The 14,821-nt window shown below is 56.8% G+C and carries 19 protein-coding genes; 8 read left to right on the forward strand and 11 right to left on the reverse strand.

The genetic code is table 11. The annotated features are described in order from the left end of the window. Window positions 1-3: 3 nt before the first annotated feature. The 5 genes from ABNS66_RS00960 to ABNS66_RS00980 form a co-directional block, all read right to left on the reverse strand. The gene (locus ABNS66_RS00960) at window positions 4-960 is read right to left on the reverse strand and encodes a PA2778 family cysteine peptidase (RefSeq protein WP_286837441.1); all 957 of its coding nucleotides are present in this window, start codon (window positions 958-960) and stop codon (window positions 4-6) included. A gap of 6 nt (window positions 961-966) precedes the next feature. Then, complete coding sequence (locus ABNS66_RS00965; protein WP_286837443.1) at window positions 967-1,365, reverse strand: PA2779 family protein; 399 nt, start codon at window positions 1,363-1,365, stop codon at window positions 967-969. An 84-nt stretch (window positions 1,366-1,449) separates the two neighbouring features. Further along, complete coding sequence (locus tag ABNS66_RS00970) at window positions 1,450-1,989, reverse strand: glycine zipper 2TM domain-containing protein (RefSeq protein WP_286695224.1); 540 nt, start codon at window positions 1,987-1,989, stop codon at window positions 1,450-1,452. A gap of 123 nt (window positions 1,990-2,112) precedes the next feature. Next, window positions 2,113-2,880: an adenosylcobinamide-GDP ribazoletransferase gene (locus ABNS66_RS00975; protein ID WP_286695225.1), complete on the reverse strand. Its 768-nt coding sequence runs from the start codon at window positions 2,878-2,880 to the stop codon at window positions 2,113-2,115. A gap of 81 nt (window positions 2,881-2,961) precedes the next feature. After that, window positions 2,962-3,366 (reverse strand): Hsp20/alpha crystallin family protein, encoded by a 405-nt coding sequence (locus ABNS66_RS00980; protein WP_027873303.1) that lies wholly within the window; start codon window positions 3,364-3,366, stop codon window positions 2,962-2,964. A 163-nt stretch (window positions 3,367-3,529) separates the two neighbouring features. On the opposite strand from ABNS66_RS00980, the gene ABNS66_RS00985 reads away from it, so the two are divergent. Further along, a complete protein-coding gene (locus ABNS66_RS00985) occupies window positions 3,530-4,009 on the forward strand; it encodes a peroxiredoxin (RefSeq protein ID WP_286837446.1) in 480 nt (159 codons plus the stop codon). A gap of 7 nt (window positions 4,010-4,016) precedes the next feature. After that, the gene (murI, locus tag ABNS66_RS00990; RefSeq protein WP_286837448.1) at window positions 4,017-4,820 is read left to right on the forward strand and encodes a glutamate racemase; all 804 of its coding nucleotides are present in this window, start codon (window positions 4,017-4,019) and stop codon (window positions 4,818-4,820) included. Here murI and ABNS66_RS00995 read toward each other — a convergent pair. The 3 genes from ABNS66_RS00995 to ABNS66_RS01005 all read right to left on the reverse strand — a co-directional run bounded on the left by ABNS66_RS00995 (window position 4,807) and on the right by ABNS66_RS01005 (window position 7,161). After that, window positions 4,807-5,145 carry a hypothetical protein gene (locus ABNS66_RS00995; protein WP_027873305.1) on the reverse strand — a complete coding sequence of 113 codons (339 nt, stop codon included), beginning with the start codon at window positions 5,143-5,145 and terminating at the stop codon, window positions 4,807-4,809. The two genes, murI and ABNS66_RS00995, sit on opposite strands and share 14 nt — an antisense overlap. A 109-nt stretch (window positions 5,146-5,254) precedes the next feature. Beyond that, window positions 5,255-6,268: a Rieske 2Fe-2S domain-containing protein gene (locus tag ABNS66_RS01000; protein ID WP_286695229.1), complete on the reverse strand. Its 1,014-nt coding sequence runs from the start codon at window positions 6,266-6,268 to the stop codon at window positions 5,255-5,257. A gap of 185 nt (window positions 6,269-6,453) precedes the next feature. Further along, window positions 6,454-7,161, reverse strand: coding sequence for a hypothetical protein (locus ABNS66_RS01005; RefSeq protein WP_286837451.1), 708 nt, complete (start codon window positions 7,159-7,161; stop codon window positions 6,454-6,456). Between the two features lie 65 nt (window positions 7,162-7,226). Here ABNS66_RS01005 and moaA point away from each other — a divergent pair, with 65 nt between their 5' ends. The 6 genes from moaA to ABNS66_RS01035 all read left to right on the forward strand — a co-directional run bounded on the left by moaA (window position 7,227) and on the right by ABNS66_RS01035 (window position 13,226). After that, window positions 7,227-8,219, forward strand: a complete 993-nt coding sequence (gene moaA / locus ABNS66_RS01010) for a GTP 3',8-cyclase MoaA (RefSeq protein ID WP_286837453.1) — start codon at window positions 7,227-7,229, stop codon at window positions 8,217-8,219. A 5-nt stretch (window positions 8,220-8,224) separates the two neighbouring features. Next, window positions 8,225-8,707, forward strand: coding sequence for a cupin domain-containing protein (locus tag ABNS66_RS01015; protein WP_286837454.1), 483 nt, complete (start codon window positions 8,225-8,227; stop codon window positions 8,705-8,707). 21 nt (window positions 8,708-8,728) lie between these two features. Then, on the forward strand, window positions 8,729-9,652 hold the full coding sequence (locus ABNS66_RS01020; RefSeq protein ID WP_204994826.1) for a MoxR family ATPase: 924 nt from the start codon (window positions 8,729-8,731) through the stop codon (window positions 9,650-9,652). A gap of 6 nt (window positions 9,653-9,658) precedes the next feature. After that, window positions 9,659-11,017 carry a VWA domain-containing protein gene (locus ABNS66_RS01025; protein WP_286837456.1) on the forward strand — a complete coding sequence of 453 codons (1,359 nt, stop codon included), beginning with the start codon at window positions 9,659-9,661 and terminating at the stop codon, window positions 11,015-11,017. Between the two features lie 101 nt (window positions 11,018-11,118). Next, a complete protein-coding gene (locus ABNS66_RS01030; protein WP_286837458.1) occupies window positions 11,119-11,757 on the forward strand; it encodes a DUF502 domain-containing protein in 639 nt (212 codons plus the stop codon). Between the two features lie 8 nt (window positions 11,758-11,765). After that, window positions 11,766-13,226, forward strand: coding sequence for a TrkH family potassium uptake protein (locus tag ABNS66_RS01035; RefSeq protein ID WP_286837460.1), 1,461 nt, complete (start codon window positions 11,766-11,768; stop codon window positions 13,224-13,226). Between the two features lie 19 nt (window positions 13,227-13,245). On the opposite strand, the gene ABNS66_RS01040 is transcribed toward ABNS66_RS01035, so the two are convergent. The 3 genes from ABNS66_RS01040 to ABNS66_RS01050 are packed head-to-tail and all read right to left on the reverse strand — an operon-like array spanning window position 13,246 to window position 14,796. Further along, window positions 13,246-13,941, reverse strand: coding sequence for an LrgB family protein (locus tag ABNS66_RS01040; protein WP_286695236.1), 696 nt, complete (start codon window positions 13,939-13,941; stop codon window positions 13,246-13,248). Then, complete coding sequence (locus ABNS66_RS01045; protein ID WP_286837461.1) at window positions 13,934-14,302, reverse strand: CidA/LrgA family protein; 369 nt, start codon at window positions 14,300-14,302, stop codon at window positions 13,934-13,936. The genes ABNS66_RS01040 and ABNS66_RS01045 overlap by 8 nt, the downstream gene beginning before the upstream one ends. Next, window positions 14,302-14,796, reverse strand: coding sequence for a disulfide bond formation protein B (locus ABNS66_RS01050; RefSeq protein WP_286837462.1), 495 nt, complete (start codon window positions 14,794-14,796; stop codon window positions 14,302-14,304). Before ABNS66_RS01050 ends, ABNS66_RS01045 begins: the two co-directional genes overlap by 1 nt. Between the last annotated feature and the right edge of the window lie 25 nt (window positions 14,797-14,821).

Below are 14,821 nucleotides of genomic sequence, written 5' to 3' on the forward strand. Positions count from 1 at the left end.
CGGCTATTGCGGGAGCCGCTCCGGGCAGCTCCCGCGCAGGGCGCTGCCCCCTGGCCGCTGCAGTAAATCATTGCGACTATCCGCAATATTTTCGTCCTGCGGCGCTAAGGCCAATGCACGTTCCAGGGCGTCAAGGGCGAGCTGCGAGCAACCCTGCGCATGCAGGGCGTAGGCATAATTATTCCAGACTGACGCGCGTTCTGGCGCAATCGTAAGTGCACGCTCATAGCTATTTATCGCACCAGCGAAATCACCCTGAGTATAGGCGGCATTAGCCAGGGCCAGCCATGCCAACACGCTGCCTGGCCATTCATTTACCGCGCGCTGATAAAAGTCCATCGCACGCTTAGTATCACCGGTTTCCTCAAAGGCGTGGGCACTCTTCAAATAGGATACAGGCATTGCCGTGACCGGCATCACCGATGCCGGAACCAGCACTCTCGCCCAGTGTTTTGCCCGCGCCCATGTTGCAGCAAACGTTGCGAAACCCAGCCGATAGTACGCCTCTTCCCCGGAGTGCAGGAGCAGGGTAATGGACCTGAGGTCATAACCCACTGCCAGCGCATAATGCCACTGCGGCCACCAGCTCAAACCGAGGTTTTGTAGCACCAAAACCGGGTTACCCGCATTGAGCTCTCTTAATAAGTCTTCGAATTTTGGTGCGAGAGGATAGGGCAGCAAGCCGATGCGTCTTCCCGCGGCTTGCATATCAACCGTTAAACTACCCTTGCGCTCGGGCACAAAACTCATGTCAGCGACAGACTGCTGATCAATGTGAATATCGCGATAATTCGCCACAGAGCTTAACGCCGCGGGACCGCAGTAGTAGGCCTGCTGAGCAACGAAGGGAACATCGAGCTTACGACTATCTGCCAAGTCATTCAGGGTGGCAGGGGGAAGTGCGGGGACACTGCTGCAGGCAACCAGCAGCAGCGCCCATATAACAAGTAAAGAACGCAACGGTCTTTAGTTGGCCGCGTTCACAAAGGGAAAGATGTCGGTAATCCCGAGTACATCGGTAATGAAAAACACCAGCACAACAAAGGCGAGTAAACCCACCGCACCAGCACCGGCGGGCATATCGTCCATGTTCGCTTTTAGGCTGGCCAGCTCATCTGCCGTCAGCGCATCGATGCGGGTATCGACATCGTCGATAGAGATACCGAGGTCAAGCAAGCGCTCGCGAACATCGTCGCGGTCGAGCGCCGACTTCAACGCCGCCTTGTCCTCTGCAAGGCTGTACTCACTGATCGTCACCGACGTATCGACCATGGCCGCAGAGGCCGTCGTCGCGGCCATGCCCATCCACGAGAGCAATACACTCATAAAGATCGCGGCTAACTTTCGTGATTTATTAAATTTCATACTCTCTCCCATTTTTTTCGAAAAAGATTACCTGCAGAGCTGACCGTGAAACGCTCCGCCATATCGTCCAGCGTTACGTGCTAGCTAGCCCTCCGGGTTTTCCAGCACCAGCTCGCCATTAACAACAGGAATCTGCTCGCCCGGGCGCTGCGCTAAGGTAACTGTGCCCGCCTCACCATCAAGACTATAGCTGACTTCATAGCCAGTGACGCGCTGCTTAGGATCTTGCAGGGTTTGGCAGCGGCGCTCTGTGCGGGTTTGCACATTCTTGCTCTGCATATCTTCCTGAATACGCTTGCCCGCGTAGCCACCTGCAGCCGCCCCCGCCACTGTCGCGAGCTTTTTACCGTTCCCGCCACCCACTTGCTTACCGATAACCGCGCCGAGTACAGCGCCGACTACCGTGCCGGCTATTTGATTGCTGTCGCGGCTCGGTGCCTGCTCCTGCACCACCTCGTCGTAACACTCTTCACGGGGGACAAAATAGGTTTCGGTAATTGGCTCAACAGACAATACCTGCGCATAGCGCGGCTGCGACTCCAAGTAGTGGTAACCGCCATAGCCACCCGCCGTGGCCAGCGCAACCGCACCAACACCAGCGGCAACAACTGCAAACTTAGACATTGTTATCTCCTCTTACTGATACTTCTCTGACCAGCGAGCGCCGACAAAGTGCGCCGCTAAAAGGAACAACAATTTACAGTCGCCGTTCAGCTGCGGTTCAGCGACATCTTTGCCTGCTGACAACTACAGTAAGATCACTAAGTAGATAAGTATTTCACTCAGTTGCTGCGCCGCCCCCAGTGCATCTCCGGTATACCCTTGTATACGGCGCGACAAATACCGCCCAAAACCCAGCCGAAAGCCCCCCAAAATCAGCAACAAGAGCAGCCACTGCGAGGCCTGTGCAAAGCCTGATAACAACAGAACAGGCAGCCCTGCCAATAGCCAGTCACGCAGTGATAGCGCGGTCGCCAGAGGCTTCGACTTTCCTTCACCGCTCACATAGGGCATATCGATCAGAAAGGAGATGGCCAACCAACGGCTCACCACTTGCGCGATAAGGATTCCGCCAACCGCTTGGGCGATCGGCATCGCCGCCAAGCTCGCTGCCTTAATGGCTAGCACCATGAATAACGCGGCGGTGCCATAGCTGCCGATGCGCGAGTCTTTCATGATGCGCAGCACGTCATCGCGGCGCCATCCGCCGCCAAAGCCATCGGCGCTGTCGGCCAAACCATCCTCATGAAAGGCGCCTGTCAGCAACAAGCCCACTGCCATACTCAACAGCACCGCCAACAGCGGGTTATTAAACAGCGCAAAAAAAACCAGCAAGGCAATAGCCGTTACGCCACCAATCAGCAGCCCCACGAGAGGAAAGTAGCGCGCTGTACCATCAAGCTTTTCGGGGCTGAAGTCAGGGTCTTGGGGAACAGGAATACGACTCAAAAAGCCCAGCGCCAGCAGGAATATTTGCCACTCGCGACGCAGTGACGCTTTATCAAAGGGGGGCATAGGAGAGGGCTCAGTGATTAAAAACCCTGCGATTCCAGCACAGGCAATTAAGCCCTGCAAGGGCAGGGCTTAACAGGGGGCCTATTGAACGGTGATACGACGCGGCTCCGCCGCGGCAAGTTTGGGTATGTGCAGCGCCAAGACGCCGTTTTCTACCTTGGCAGCAATCTTCTCCTGATCCACGGTATCGGGCAGCGAGAAGCGGCGAACAAATTCTCCTTGCCAGCGCTCGTTTACCGCCAACTTTGCGTCGGCATAGTCGATAGTGCGCTCGCCCTTAACCGTTAGCACGCCACCGTCAACGCTAACCTCAATCGCCTCTCGACTGATACCGGGAACATCCATACTTAGCAGGTAGGCGTCGTCCGCCTCACTGATATCCACAGCAGGCGCCCATGCACGACGCGCCTTCTCGGCCGGCTCACCGCGGCTATCAAAATTGCGGCTTAGGTCTCCAAATAATGTGAAGGGCAGATAGCTATTCATAAAACCACCTCCAATAACGCTTCAACGCAATTTCAGCTTTCGCTGTTGAACATTATCTGGGTATTGGCGTCGCATATTTCAAGTGCATGTCGACACGCTATTAGCTCTGCTACACTTGTCGCGCAGCACAAACTCCTCTTTTTTCTGGTTAAAGGACAACGATATGAGCATCCAAGCTGGCGATAAAATCCCCGACGTTACGCTCAAAGTTATGGGCGAAAAGGGCCCCCAAGACATCACCACTGGCGATATATTTAGCGGTAAGAAAGTTGTGCTGTTTGCCGTGCCCGGTGCCTTCACCCCCGGCTGTAGCCTCACCCACCTACCTGGCTATGTCGTGCACGCTGACACAATTAAAGCCAAGGGTGTCGACAGCATCGTGTGCATGTCGGTCAACGACGCTTTTGTGATGGATGCCTGGGGTAAGAGCCAAAACGCTGAACAGCTGCTCATGCTCGCCGACGGCAACGCAGAACTCACCGCCGCACTGGGCCTGGAAATGGATGCCAGTGGCTACGGCATGGGCAAACGCAGCCAGCGCTTTGCGTTGATTGCAGAAGATGGTGTCGTAAGCTTTATTGCCGTCGAGCCAGCCGGTGGCGTCGATGTCAGCGCCGCTGAAAAGATTATTGAACAGCTGTGATCCGGGAATGAATAGTGTTGAGCACCGCCCCCAGGTGCTGGTGTTCGACAGCGGTGTCGGTAGCCTGAGCATCGGCGCCGAAATCCACCATTTGCTTCCCGATGTTGACCTGCTCTACGCGATGGATCGCGGCGGCTTCCCCTACGGCATGTGGCAGGAGGATGCACTGGTAGAACATATTCTCCAGCGTATTCACACCTTGCTACAGCGCCATCGCATCGATATCGTGGTGGTCGCATGCAACAGCGCCAGCACTGCCGTGCTACCCAGTTTACGACAGCAAGTCTCCCTTCCTGTTGTGGGTGTCGTGCCCGCCATTAAGCCTGCCGCCCTGCAAAGCAAAAGCCGTGTTATTGGCCTGCTCGCCACGCCCGGCACCATAAAACGTCGCTACACTGCCGAGCTAATCGACACCTTTGCCAGCGACTGCACCGTGCTATCGGTAGGAGCAGAAGCGCTGGCACCGGCGGTGGAAGCGTTATTCTGGCAGGACGAGGATTCCCCTGACGTTTGGCAGAGTGTGGCAGCGGCATTTCACCAACACCCCAGCGCAAAAGCGCTGGACACAATTGTATTGGCCTGCACCCACTTCCCACTGGTTAAACCACAACTAGCCAAACACCTCCCGGGAATCAATTGGATAGATTCTGGTGAAGCCATTGCCCGGCGAGTGAAAGATTTGCTTGAAAATAATCGCTACATTCGCGGAGGCAAGGGGCGCCAACGCGCGTGTATTCTCGGGGCAGAAGCGGCCAGCCAGACTCTGGGCGATAAGCTCGCCACCCGCGGCATTGAACTCATCGCAGATTAAAGCGCTCAGCCTCGCGGTTATAACGCTCCACCGCCGCCGACATCTCCGCCATCGCAGTATTGTAACGAGCGATGCGCTCTAACCGGCGTTGCGCCGTGTCATACCCGGTTCCCTTGGCAGTTTTTTCCATGGCGTCCAGGCACTTTAGGTAACGGCCTTGCTCGTCGACATAACGCTCGAGTTGCTGGCGCAGCTGTTGCATCTCGTCGCGGCTTGCCGCCTCGCCATCGGGGAACTGCTTGGGCGGCGCAGGCAGTTTGCAGGCCGCCCAGCTGGATAGGGGCATCAGGCAAACGATCCAAAGCAGGATGACTGCGCGCTTCATTGCATCTCCAGAAAGAGTAGGTTGCGCACTAGTATAGCTGCTACCCATACAAAAAAGGGCGCCCAGTTGGGCGCCCTTTTCATTTATCTGACCAGATTCACACTTGCCCTTACAGCGAGCGTGGGTCGAAGCCACCGGCATAGAACTGAGAATACCATTTGCGGAATTTCGCGATAGGGCCATCGCCGTCACACAAAATTGGCAGTGGGCGATAGATCTTGTTTTCCCAGATGGGCTTATCTTCCTCAAGCTGGCCAACGATATTGGCGATAATCGCCGCGTTCACACCACCTTTCTGTACTTCACCGTTAACCTTGGGCTGGGTGAAAGCAAAACGTACGTGTACCGTCTCTTGGTCGATCGGCGTCGTGAGACCCATCAGGAACGTATCGGCAATGCCTTCAAACTTAGTAAAGCCCTGGCCTGGACCAGCGCTACCAGTGTGAATAGCACCGCGAACTTCACCGCGCGGCGTGGGCATATTCGCCTTTTGCAGGCCGCGAACCATTGGGCCGTCATAGGTTGTTTCCCACTCAGGGAAAGAGGCCGTACCGTGAACGTATTTAAAGTGAGCAGGGTCAGCGGCATTTTCCGCCATTTCCTGAGAGTGAGTATTCAGAATCCACTCGTAGCGATCCAGCGGCGACCAATCATCGGAATTCGCTTCCTCGTGTTCGATCACTTCCCACATGGGCGACTCACCTTCAGGGTGGTACCACGCCCAGATCACCTGATTCACTTCACGCACGGGGAAAGACTTCAGGCACTTCTGGCCGGCAATCTTAGGCGGCATATTCTTCGCGTAAGGAACCTCAACACACTCGCCCTCGGGGCTAAATTTCCAAGAGTGGAAAGGGCAGACAATGTTATTGCCTTCAATACGGCCACCGCCGGTACCGGAGCGCTCGTGAATACCGTGGCCCAGGTGAGCACCAAGGTGGGGACAATACGCTTCCATCAATACCGCGCGACCAGCCTCGGTACGAAACAGCACCAACTCTTGGCCGAAGTAATGCACAGCGCGGGACTGGCTGGGAGCCAGTTCGTCAGAAAAAGAAACCGCAAACCAACCATAAGGCATGGGCATTGGGTAGCGTTTTACGGTAGTTGTTGTGCTAGTCATTGGCTTGTCCTCAGCTCTAACGCATTAAGATCGCCGCAAGGCGGCTAAAAACCCTATAAAAAGAAGGCCTATTCACGGCTTCCAGAGTAAACGTTGCCAGCAGCCAGACAATGACAAAATGAGACATCCCACTGGCAAAATACGACAGTGGGGGATTCTAAGGCCAATAAAAAACGGTCTCTTCGCTACTGGCGCCAGCTGCGAAGCTTCTCCATAAACACATCGGCGCCCATGCGAATTAGCGACTCATCAGCAGAACCGGGCTTGGCACCGGTGTAAATAATGGCTTCTTGTACAGCGATTTCCTTGGCGACATCTTCCAGTGTTTGCTGGTCCACCTCTTCGCCATCAGCCGTTTCAATACGCCCCTCGGCCGCCGCACGGATCTGCGCCGCCTGCTCACTGTCTGGATCTATCCCCGCACGCCCCATCACCGCTATGGCAGCAAAACGCTCACTGGCCTGGCGGTGTGAAATCGCTTCACCCTGCGCATTATAAGCACCGTCGTTGGGCTTATCCGCAATTTCTGGCGATTGCCCCATGCTTATGCGAATCATCGCCGCCTCTTGCGAATAGGGGTCGACACCCGCTTTTTTGACCGCCGCCTCTACAGCGACGGCATCTGCTAATGCGCTGGCCGATATCGCCTGACCAAAGCGGTTGTAGACCCGCCAATCGGCACGCGCCTGGGCACCACCTGCGTTGCCCTTGGCGGCGTAGGTATCGCCAGTTTTTTGCTTGTTTTTACCGTGAGCATGCCCCTGTGCGGGCTCTCCCGGTGCTTTATTCTGGCCGGGCGCATGGGCCTTGCCGTAAGCATTGCCATTTCCGGGTTCAGCTTGCACAAGGCTTGCGCAGGCAAGCAGCATTACAATCGCCAGGCTGTATTTCATAAACACTCTCTCAACATGTTATTGCTTACAGGCTACCCGCCCGCAGGCTGTGATAATATCGACGGATGACTACAGCCACTCCGCCACTGCAAGATCGATTTGGTCGCCAGGTAGACTACCTGCGCCTCTCCGTTACCGACCGCTGCGATTTTCGCTGCGTCTACTGCATGGCCGAGGACATGACCTTTCTACCCCGGCGCGACATCCTTAGTCTGGAACAACTCTACGACATTGGCGCCGCATTTGTGCAATTGGGTGTCACAAAAATTCGTTTGACCGGCGGCGAACCGCTGGTGCGCCGCAATGTGCTGTCTCTGGTGGAGCGCTTAGCGTCGCTGGACGGCCTCGAACAATTAAATATGACCAGCAATGGCGCCCAGCTGGATCGCTATGCTGAGCCCCTGTATCGCGCGGGCTTAACCGGCATCAATATCAGCCTGGACAGCCTCCGCGAAGATCGCTTTAAAGAGCTGACGCGCGTTGGCGAACTGAGCAAGGTATTGGCCGGCGTCGACGCCGCCAAAGCCGCCGGCTTTGAGCGGATTAAATTGAATGCGGTCATTATGAACGGCCGCAACGACGACGAGATCCTGGACTTGGTGGATTTCGCCCGTGACCGCCACGTCGATATCAGCTTTATTGAAGAAATGCCCCTCGGCCATATCAGCGAGCACGACCGGGCCCTCAGCTTCTGTAGCAGCGACGAAATTCATCAGCGCATAAACGCGCGCTACCCACTTACCGCCAGCGCGGAAACCAGCGGCGGTCCGTCGCGCTATTACCGTATGGCTGACAGCGCAAGTCGGGTTGGTTTGATCTCGCCCCACAGCCACAACTTCTGCCATCTCTGCAATCGCGTGAGGCTGACCGTTGAGGGGCGTTTATTGCTTTGCCTGGGCAATGAATACTCCGTCGACCTCAAAAGCGTTCTGGAAAACCAGCCAGAGCAGCTTCAGCAACGTATTATCGACGCCATGGACATCAAACCTGAGCGCCACCACTTCGACCTGAATGACGAGCCTCAGATCGTGCGCTTTATGAATACCACTGGCGGCTAAGCGCCATGCAAGCGCAGCAAATTATCGAGCAGCTTAAACTGGAAGCCCACCCCGAGGGCGGCTATTTCAGGCGCAGCTTTACCCACCCACAAACCACTGGCGACGGTAGTGCGCAGCGCCCGCTGATGAGCAGCATCTATTATTTGCTCACCGCCGACAGCGCCACTGGCTACCTGCACCGCAATCGCAGCGGCATCCTGCATTTTTGGCAGGGCGGCTCCCCCCTTCACTACACGCTCTTGAAAGAAAACGGCGATGTTGAGCACCTCGTCATGGGGCCGGACCTCGAAAAGGGGCAGCATCTGCAGCTCTATGTGCCCGGCGGATGGTGGAAAGCCTCCCAGCTCAAAGAAGGCGACTACGGCTTGATCTCCGAAGCGGTTAGCCCGGGCTTCGACTACCGCGACCATGAATTTGCCAACGCCGACGATATTCAGGCAGGCTACCCACGGCACTGGCAAGCTCTGCAGCAACTAGTGCGGCCCTAGGCAGCGAACACAGGACTCTGTATGAATACGGCGAGACAAGCCATCGATGAACTGATTTCACAGCTGGCCGAGCAGGGCTACATCGCCAGCGAGCAAATCGCTACCACCCTGCACCTTGCCCGCGCGCTCCAGCGCCCTATTCTGATTGAGGGGCCGCCCGGCGTTGGCAAGACCGAGCTCGCCAACGCCAGCGCGGCGATGCTCAAGTTACCGCTGTTTCGACTGCAGTGCTACGAAGGTTTAGACGAAAGCAAGGCACTGTACGACTGGAAATACAGCAAGCAACTGCTCTATGTGCAAGTGCTAAAGGAGCAGCTACAAGGCATTCTTGGCGGCGCCAACGACCTGTCCGCAGCCGTGGAACGCCTGCACAACTTCGATGACATTTTCTACTCAGAGCGGTTTCTGGAACCTCGCCCTCTGCTCAGCGCGCTGCAAAGCGATGACGGCGCCGTACTGTTGATCGATGAAATCGACAAAGCCGACTACGAATTTGAATCGCTGCTGCTGGAAATCCTCGCCGACTTCGCGGTCACCCTGCCGGAAATTGGCACCCTGCGCGCCAAACACAAGCCGCTGGTGCTTTTGACCAGTAACAATACCCGCGACCTCAGCGATGCGCTCAAGCGACGCTGCCTGCACCTGTACATCCCTTTTCCCGAAGCAGAGCTAGAGAGCCGCATCGTGCAAAGCCGGGTGCCAGACGTCGCCGACAGCCTGCGCCAACAGCTGGTCACTTTTGTGCACGGGGTTCGCCAGCTCGACCTGAAAAAACAACCGGCCATCAGCGAAACGATCGACTGGGCGCGCAGCCTGCTTCTGCTGCATGCCGACAGCCTGTCCGCCGCACTGGTTGATGACAGCCTGAATGTGCTGCTGAAATACGAGGAAGATATCAACATCGTGCGGCCTGAAATCACCCGCCTACTCAGCCAGCGTTACTGAAACAACGTGGAAGCCATCTTACTGCAGTTTATTCGCCACCTGCGTCATGCCGGGGTCGGTATTTCCACCGCAGAAACGCTAGACGCCATGCAAGTTGCTGTCAGCCTTGGCTATGGTGATCGCCAGCTTTTACACGACGGCTTGGCGAGCTGCCTAGCGAAGTCAGAGGAACAACGTCAGTTGTTCAGCCGCTGCTTCGCCCAGTTCTTTGACCTGGCAGAGACACCTAACGACACCACACACACCGTCGACCCAGAGGCACAACAAGACCGCAGTGCCGACGACGGCGAAACCGCGGGCGAGGGAGAGGGCCAAGGGCAGGGTGGCGGTGGCGGCATGGGCAGCGATGCACTGCGCGCGGAGCTGATGCGCGCCGCAGGCGACGTCGACCTGGCCGCAATGCAATACCCCACCCAGCGCGGCATATACCGCCGCCGCATCCTCGATGCCCTCAATGACAGCGGCCGCCGCGAGCGTATCGCCCAATTGGCCAGTGGCAGCCCACCAGAACAACAACAGGCGCGGTGGCTGGAACGCGAGCGCGAAACGCAACTGGCACAACTCAGCGAACTGCTGGACCGACAGTTATTGCTCAACAACAATGCCGCTACCCGCGAGTTTCAAGAAACCTTAATGCGCGATAGCCAGCTGTCGGCACTGGACACCTACTACCGCGACCGCCTGCCGCCGCTGATACGCAAACTAGCCAAAAAACTCGCCGCCAAGCACCGGCAGCGTTATCGGCGCGCCAAACGCGGTCGCCTAGACCTCGGCAAGACCTTGCGCCGCAACATCGCACTCGGAGGGGTTCCCTTCCATCGCTACTGGAAAAGCACCCGCCGCGAAAAAAGCGAAATTTTTGTGCTGTGCGACCTCAGTGGCTCAGTTAGCAGTTGGTCGCAAGTGCTAATGCTGTTTATGCAGGCCCTGGCCGACGTACTCCCCAACACACGCAGCTTTGTTTTCTGTGGCGAAAGCGTTGAAGTCAGCGAGCTATTCCGCCAGCACGATGCCGACGAGGCCCTCGCGATTATTCAGCAGCGCCACGGCATGGGCAGCAGCGATTACGGCCGCGCACTGAACAGCTTTCGCCAGTTAGTTGAAGAGCGCGTCAATCGTCGCAGTACCATCATTATTCTCGGCGACGGCCGGGGCAACGGCGGCGACACCGGCATTGCCGCACTGCGAGAACTCTACCACCGCGCCCGCCTGGTGCTGTGGTTCAATCCAGAATCCCAGGGCCGCTGGAATACCGGTGATTCGGAAATACGCCGCTACCAGACGGCGTGTCACTACGTGGCGGAATGCGGTTCACTGCGCAAGCTCGAGCGCTTGCTGGACGAGCTGCTGACACTGATTCGGTAAAAAACGGCAAATATTGCCATTAGTTTCGCAAGCGGTCGTGCCGAGCGCGAACAAACTGTTTACTATTAGCCCCGCCGACAAGCAGGAATCCGCGAGTCATCATGAATAAGTTCAAGCACTTTATCGGCCAGTCATTTATTGGCGGCATCCTTGTTATAGCCCCGATTGTTATCCTGTTACTGGCATTGCGCTGGGCGGTAAATGCCGTGCAAAGTTTGATCGCGCCGCTCACCGAGCCACTGGTGAAAATTAGCGGTGCGCCACCTGCTTTGATTGATGTTGTTGTTATTGCACTGATTTTATTCGCCTGCTTCGTGGTGGGTACCTTGGTCGCCACCAGCGCCGGTCGCTTCGCTCAGGGCTTTATCGACCGCCACCTGTCACGTTTCGCCCCCGGCTACCGGCTGATCCGCGACATCCTTCAGCAAATGTTTGGCAACGACAGCAACTCGCCCTTTACCCGCGGCGAGGTCGCCATCGTTCAGCTCTACGGCCGCGACGTTCCCACCCAAGCCACCGCCATCGTCACCAGTCGCCACGACAATGGCTGGTTTAGCGTATTCGTTCCCACAGGCCCCAACCCCACCTCGGGCTTTGTATATCACCTGCCCGGTGATTGCGTTACCTTGCGGCCGGATATAAAACTCGACGCGGCATTTAAATCCATTATTGCCTGTGGCGCCGGTTCCGCTGAATTGGGCGTGTGTCGCAATAACGACTTACCACTGGGCGCAGAGTAGGACCCAGCATGAGCCCCCAGCGCCTGATGATGCCCGTCGTCAAGGTCTGCAGCTTTACCATCGCCGTCTTCGGCCTGAGCCTGATGCTGCCACTGGCGACCGCATGGATTTACAGCAGTGACAACGCCGCGGCCTACACACTGGTGCTGCTCGTCTGCGAGAGCCTGGCACTGGCCGGCGCCATAGCCACCTGGAATTACCAGATTCACGCGCTCACGCCGCGCCATATGTTCTTAATTACCAGCGTGAGCTGGCTGCTGATGTCCCTGCTTGGTGCCTTGCCGCTGCTGTTAACCGACACGGTGTTCAGCCTTAGCGATGCCGTTTTCGAGTCGACATCAGGGCTGACGACAACCGGTTCAACGGTGCTTACCGGCCTGGACAATCTGCCCGCCGACATCCTGCTGTGGCGCTCCATGTTGCAATGGATAGGCGGCCTCGGCGTTATTGCCATGGCCGTGGCGATACTGCCGTTCTTACGCGTTGGCGGGATGCGCCTTTTTCAAACAGAGTCCTCTGACTGGTCAGACAAAGCGCTGCCGCGCGCCAAAACGATGATCAGCCGGATCATCTATTTTTACCTGGTACTCACCGCGCTGTGTACCGGCGCTTATATGCTGGCCGGAATGGACAGCTTCCACGCCATTAACCACGCGATGACCACGCTATCGACGGGCGGCTTTTCCACCTCGGACAATTCCTTCGCTCAGTTCGACGACCTGGGAAGCCACTGGGTGGCGATTGTGTTTATGATGATCGGTGCGCTGCCGTTCACCCTTTATGTGCAATCGCTGTCACAACGGCGCTGGCTATTGTGGAAAGATCAGCAGCTGCGCGGCTTCGTGTTGATCGTCATCGCTGCCTGTTTAGTCCTCAGCCTCTACCAAATACTGGTGAATCATCAGGCGCCGCTGCGCGCCCTCACACTGTCCAGCTTTAACCTTATCTCGGTAATCAGTACGACCGGCTTCGCCAGCGGTGACTACAGTCACTGGGGGCCATTTGCCGCCGCACTGTTTTTCTTCGCGACGTTTATGGGTGGCTGCTCGGGCTCTACCAGCGGCGGGGTGAAAATGTTTCGCTTCCAGCTGCTCGCCATTAGCCTGAAGGAATCGCTTTCACGGGCCCTGCACCCCCGCGCGGTCGTACCGAGGCGCTACAATGGCCACAAGGTAGACGACGCGATTCTTCTGTCATCCGTTGCCTATTTATTTGTCATGCTGATCAGCCTGATGCTGATTACCTTATTGCTCAGCTTCAGTGGCGTCGACTTCGATACTGCGCTCACTGGGGCCAGTACCGCACTGATGAATGTTGGTCCGGGGCTGGGGGAGTTGATCGGGCCCGCTGGCAACTTCGCCAGCCTGAGTGATGCCAGCAAGTGGATTTTAAGTGTGGGAATGCTACTCGGACGCTTGGAATTTATTACCGTGTTGGTGCTGTTCACCCCCGCCTTCTGGCGCAGCTAAGTTTCACCGCGGCCAAAACTCAGGCGAACCAGCTCACTGCCAATGGCACAAACAGGGCTGTGAACGCGCCCGTCAGGCACAGCGCCAAACTGGCAAAGGCACCGGCCACCGGGCTGCGCTCGAAGGCGCGCGAGGTACCAATGGCGTGGGCCGCCAGCCCCAGGCAGAAGCCCCACAAACGGTCATCACGGATATTTAGCCGCTCAAACAACCAGCTGATTGTGGTGATACCCGCCACCCCGGTGAGAATCACTGATCCAACGGCAACCGACGTAATACCGCCAATCTCTTCAGTCACTGTAATCGCGATCGGCGTGGTGATCGACTTGGTCATCAGCGACAGCAGCGTTTCCTGTGTCGCCCCGAGCCACCACGCTAACAACAACGCCGAGGCGCATGCAAACGTCGCCCCAAAAAACAGCGTGACTAATAAGGGGCCAGCAAGCTCGCGGAGCAGGGGTAATTGCCGATACAGCGGCACTGCCAATGCAACCGTGGCGGGCCCCAGCAAAAAGTTAAGCCAGTTAATATCCTGATAGTAGGCAAAGTAATCAAGCTGCAGGGCTTTTAAGGCGACAGCAATCAATACGGCCCCGCTAATCGTCGGGTGCAACATCGCCATTTTGCCACTGCGAGTGTAGGCCCACATTGCGCATTGATAGGCCAGCAGGGTTAATGTCAGCCCAAACAGCGGGGTGTGCATCAGCTCAGTCATTTCCTTGCTTCCGACCGCGCGTTAGCATTTTCAATAACAGGCCGCAGGCAATCATCGTCAGCACGGTGCCAACACTCACCGCAGCAATAAAACCCGGCCATTGATCCGCAAAGCCAGCGCCAAGGAAGAACACACCCGCCGCTGGTGCCATCAACAGCATCGGCAGCAACTCAATCAACCGCTGACTACCTTGACTCAAGCTCTCGGGTACGGCGTCGTCGCGCAGCGCGCCGCGTACACAAAGCAGGATAAACAGCAAGAACATGCCCAGCACCTGCCCCGGTAAGGGCAAGCCCAATACCCGCTGCAGCCATTCACCGGCTAATTGGCAGGCAAATAAGGTGAGAAATCCCGCCAGCATTAACGGCGTACCCAGGGCAGGGCGCTCGCCACGGCGGCCAAGGCTAAACCGACAAAGGCGATCAACGACCAGGTTGGCATGCTCATGCCGAACATGGTCCAGACCACTTCTGCGCAGTTGCCATCACCCATCAGCAGTGTGCTGAACGCCTCGCTCATTGGCAGATTCTCAAACATGTATTCCAAACTCGGACCACACGCCGGTACTTGTTCCGGTGGCAACCCTTGCAGCCAGATTTGCCGATAGGCAAAACCGCCGCCCGCGGCACAGCTGGCAAACATGAGGCCGCCGGCAATATAACGACCCAGTTGTTGTGGGTGGAAGATCAGGGCCATCACCGCAACAACGCCGGTGAATACAAAGAAGGCCCGCTGGGTAATGCACAGAGGGCAGGGGTGCAAGCCATCAACGTACTGGGTATACAGCGCGTAGGCCAGTAAACCGGTGCAACAAGCAAAGATAAAAAAGTAAATCCAGCGTGAGCTGATGGCCATGATAATTCCCTTGTTGTGGTTAGCT

The organism is uncultured Spongiibacter sp., from assembly GCF_964011655.1.
GTDB classification, from domain to species: domain Bacteria; phylum Pseudomonadota; class Gammaproteobacteria; order Pseudomonadales; family Spongiibacteraceae; genus Spongiibacter; species Spongiibacter marinus.

Excerpts from the sequence above, each read along its gene's own strand:
- ABNS66_RS00965 (WP_286837443.1), bottom strand. The coding sequence starts at position 1,365 with ATGAAATTTAATAAATCACGAAAGTTAGCCGCGATCTTTATGAGTGTA.
- ABNS66_RS00970 (WP_286695224.1), bottom strand. The coding sequence starts at position 1,989 with ATGTCTAAGTTTGCAGTTGTTGCCGCTGGTGTTGGTGCGGTTGCGCTG.
- ABNS66_RS00975 (WP_286695225.1), bottom strand. The coding sequence starts at position 2,880 with ATGCCCCCCTTTGATAAAGCGTCACTGCGTCGCGAGTGGCAAATATTC.
- ABNS66_RS00980 (WP_027873303.1), bottom strand. The coding sequence starts at position 3,366 with ATGAATAGCTATCTGCCCTTCACATTATTTGGAGACCTAAGCCGCAAT.
- ABNS66_RS00985 (WP_286837446.1), top strand. The coding sequence starts at position 3,530 with ATGAGCATCCAAGCTGGCGATAAAATCCCCGACGTTACGCTCAAAGTT.
- murI (WP_286837448.1), top strand. The coding sequence starts at position 4,017 with ATGAATAGTGTTGAGCACCGCCCCCAGGTGCTGGTGTTCGACAGCGGT.
- ABNS66_RS00995 (WP_027873305.1), bottom strand. The coding sequence starts at position 5,145 with ATGAAGCGCGCAGTCATCCTGCTTTGGATCGTTTGCCTGATGCCCCTA.
- ABNS66_RS01000 (WP_286695229.1), bottom strand. The coding sequence starts at position 6,268 with ATGACTAGCACAACAACTACCGTAAAACGCTACCCAATGCCCATGCCT.
- ABNS66_RS01005 (WP_286837451.1), bottom strand. The coding sequence starts at position 7,161 with ATGAAATACAGCCTGGCGATTGTAATGCTGCTTGCCTGCGCAAGCCTT.
- moaA (WP_286837453.1), top strand. The coding sequence starts at position 7,227 with ATGACTACAGCCACTCCGCCACTGCAAGATCGATTTGGTCGCCAGGTA.
- ABNS66_RS01015 (WP_286837454.1), top strand. The coding sequence starts at position 8,225 with ATGCAAGCGCAGCAAATTATCGAGCAGCTTAAACTGGAAGCCCACCCC.
- ABNS66_RS01020 (WP_204994826.1), top strand. The coding sequence starts at position 8,729 with ATGAATACGGCGAGACAAGCCATCGATGAACTGATTTCACAGCTGGCC.
- ABNS66_RS01030 (WP_286837458.1), top strand. The coding sequence starts at position 11,119 with ATGAATAAGTTCAAGCACTTTATCGGCCAGTCATTTATTGGCGGCATC.
- ABNS66_RS01035 (WP_286837460.1), top strand. The coding sequence starts at position 11,766 with ATGAGCCCCCAGCGCCTGATGATGCCCGTCGTCAAGGTCTGCAGCTTT.
- ABNS66_RS01040 (WP_286695236.1), bottom strand. The coding sequence starts at position 13,941 with ATGACTGAGCTGATGCACACCCCGCTGTTTGGGCTGACATTAACCCTG.
- ABNS66_RS01045 (WP_286837461.1), bottom strand. The coding sequence starts at position 14,302 with ATGCTGGCGGGATTTCTCACCTTATTTGCCTGCCAATTAGCCGGTGAA.
- ABNS66_RS01050 (WP_286837462.1), bottom strand. The coding sequence starts at position 14,796 with ATGGCCATCAGCTCACGCTGGATTTACTTTTTTATCTTTGCTTGTTGC.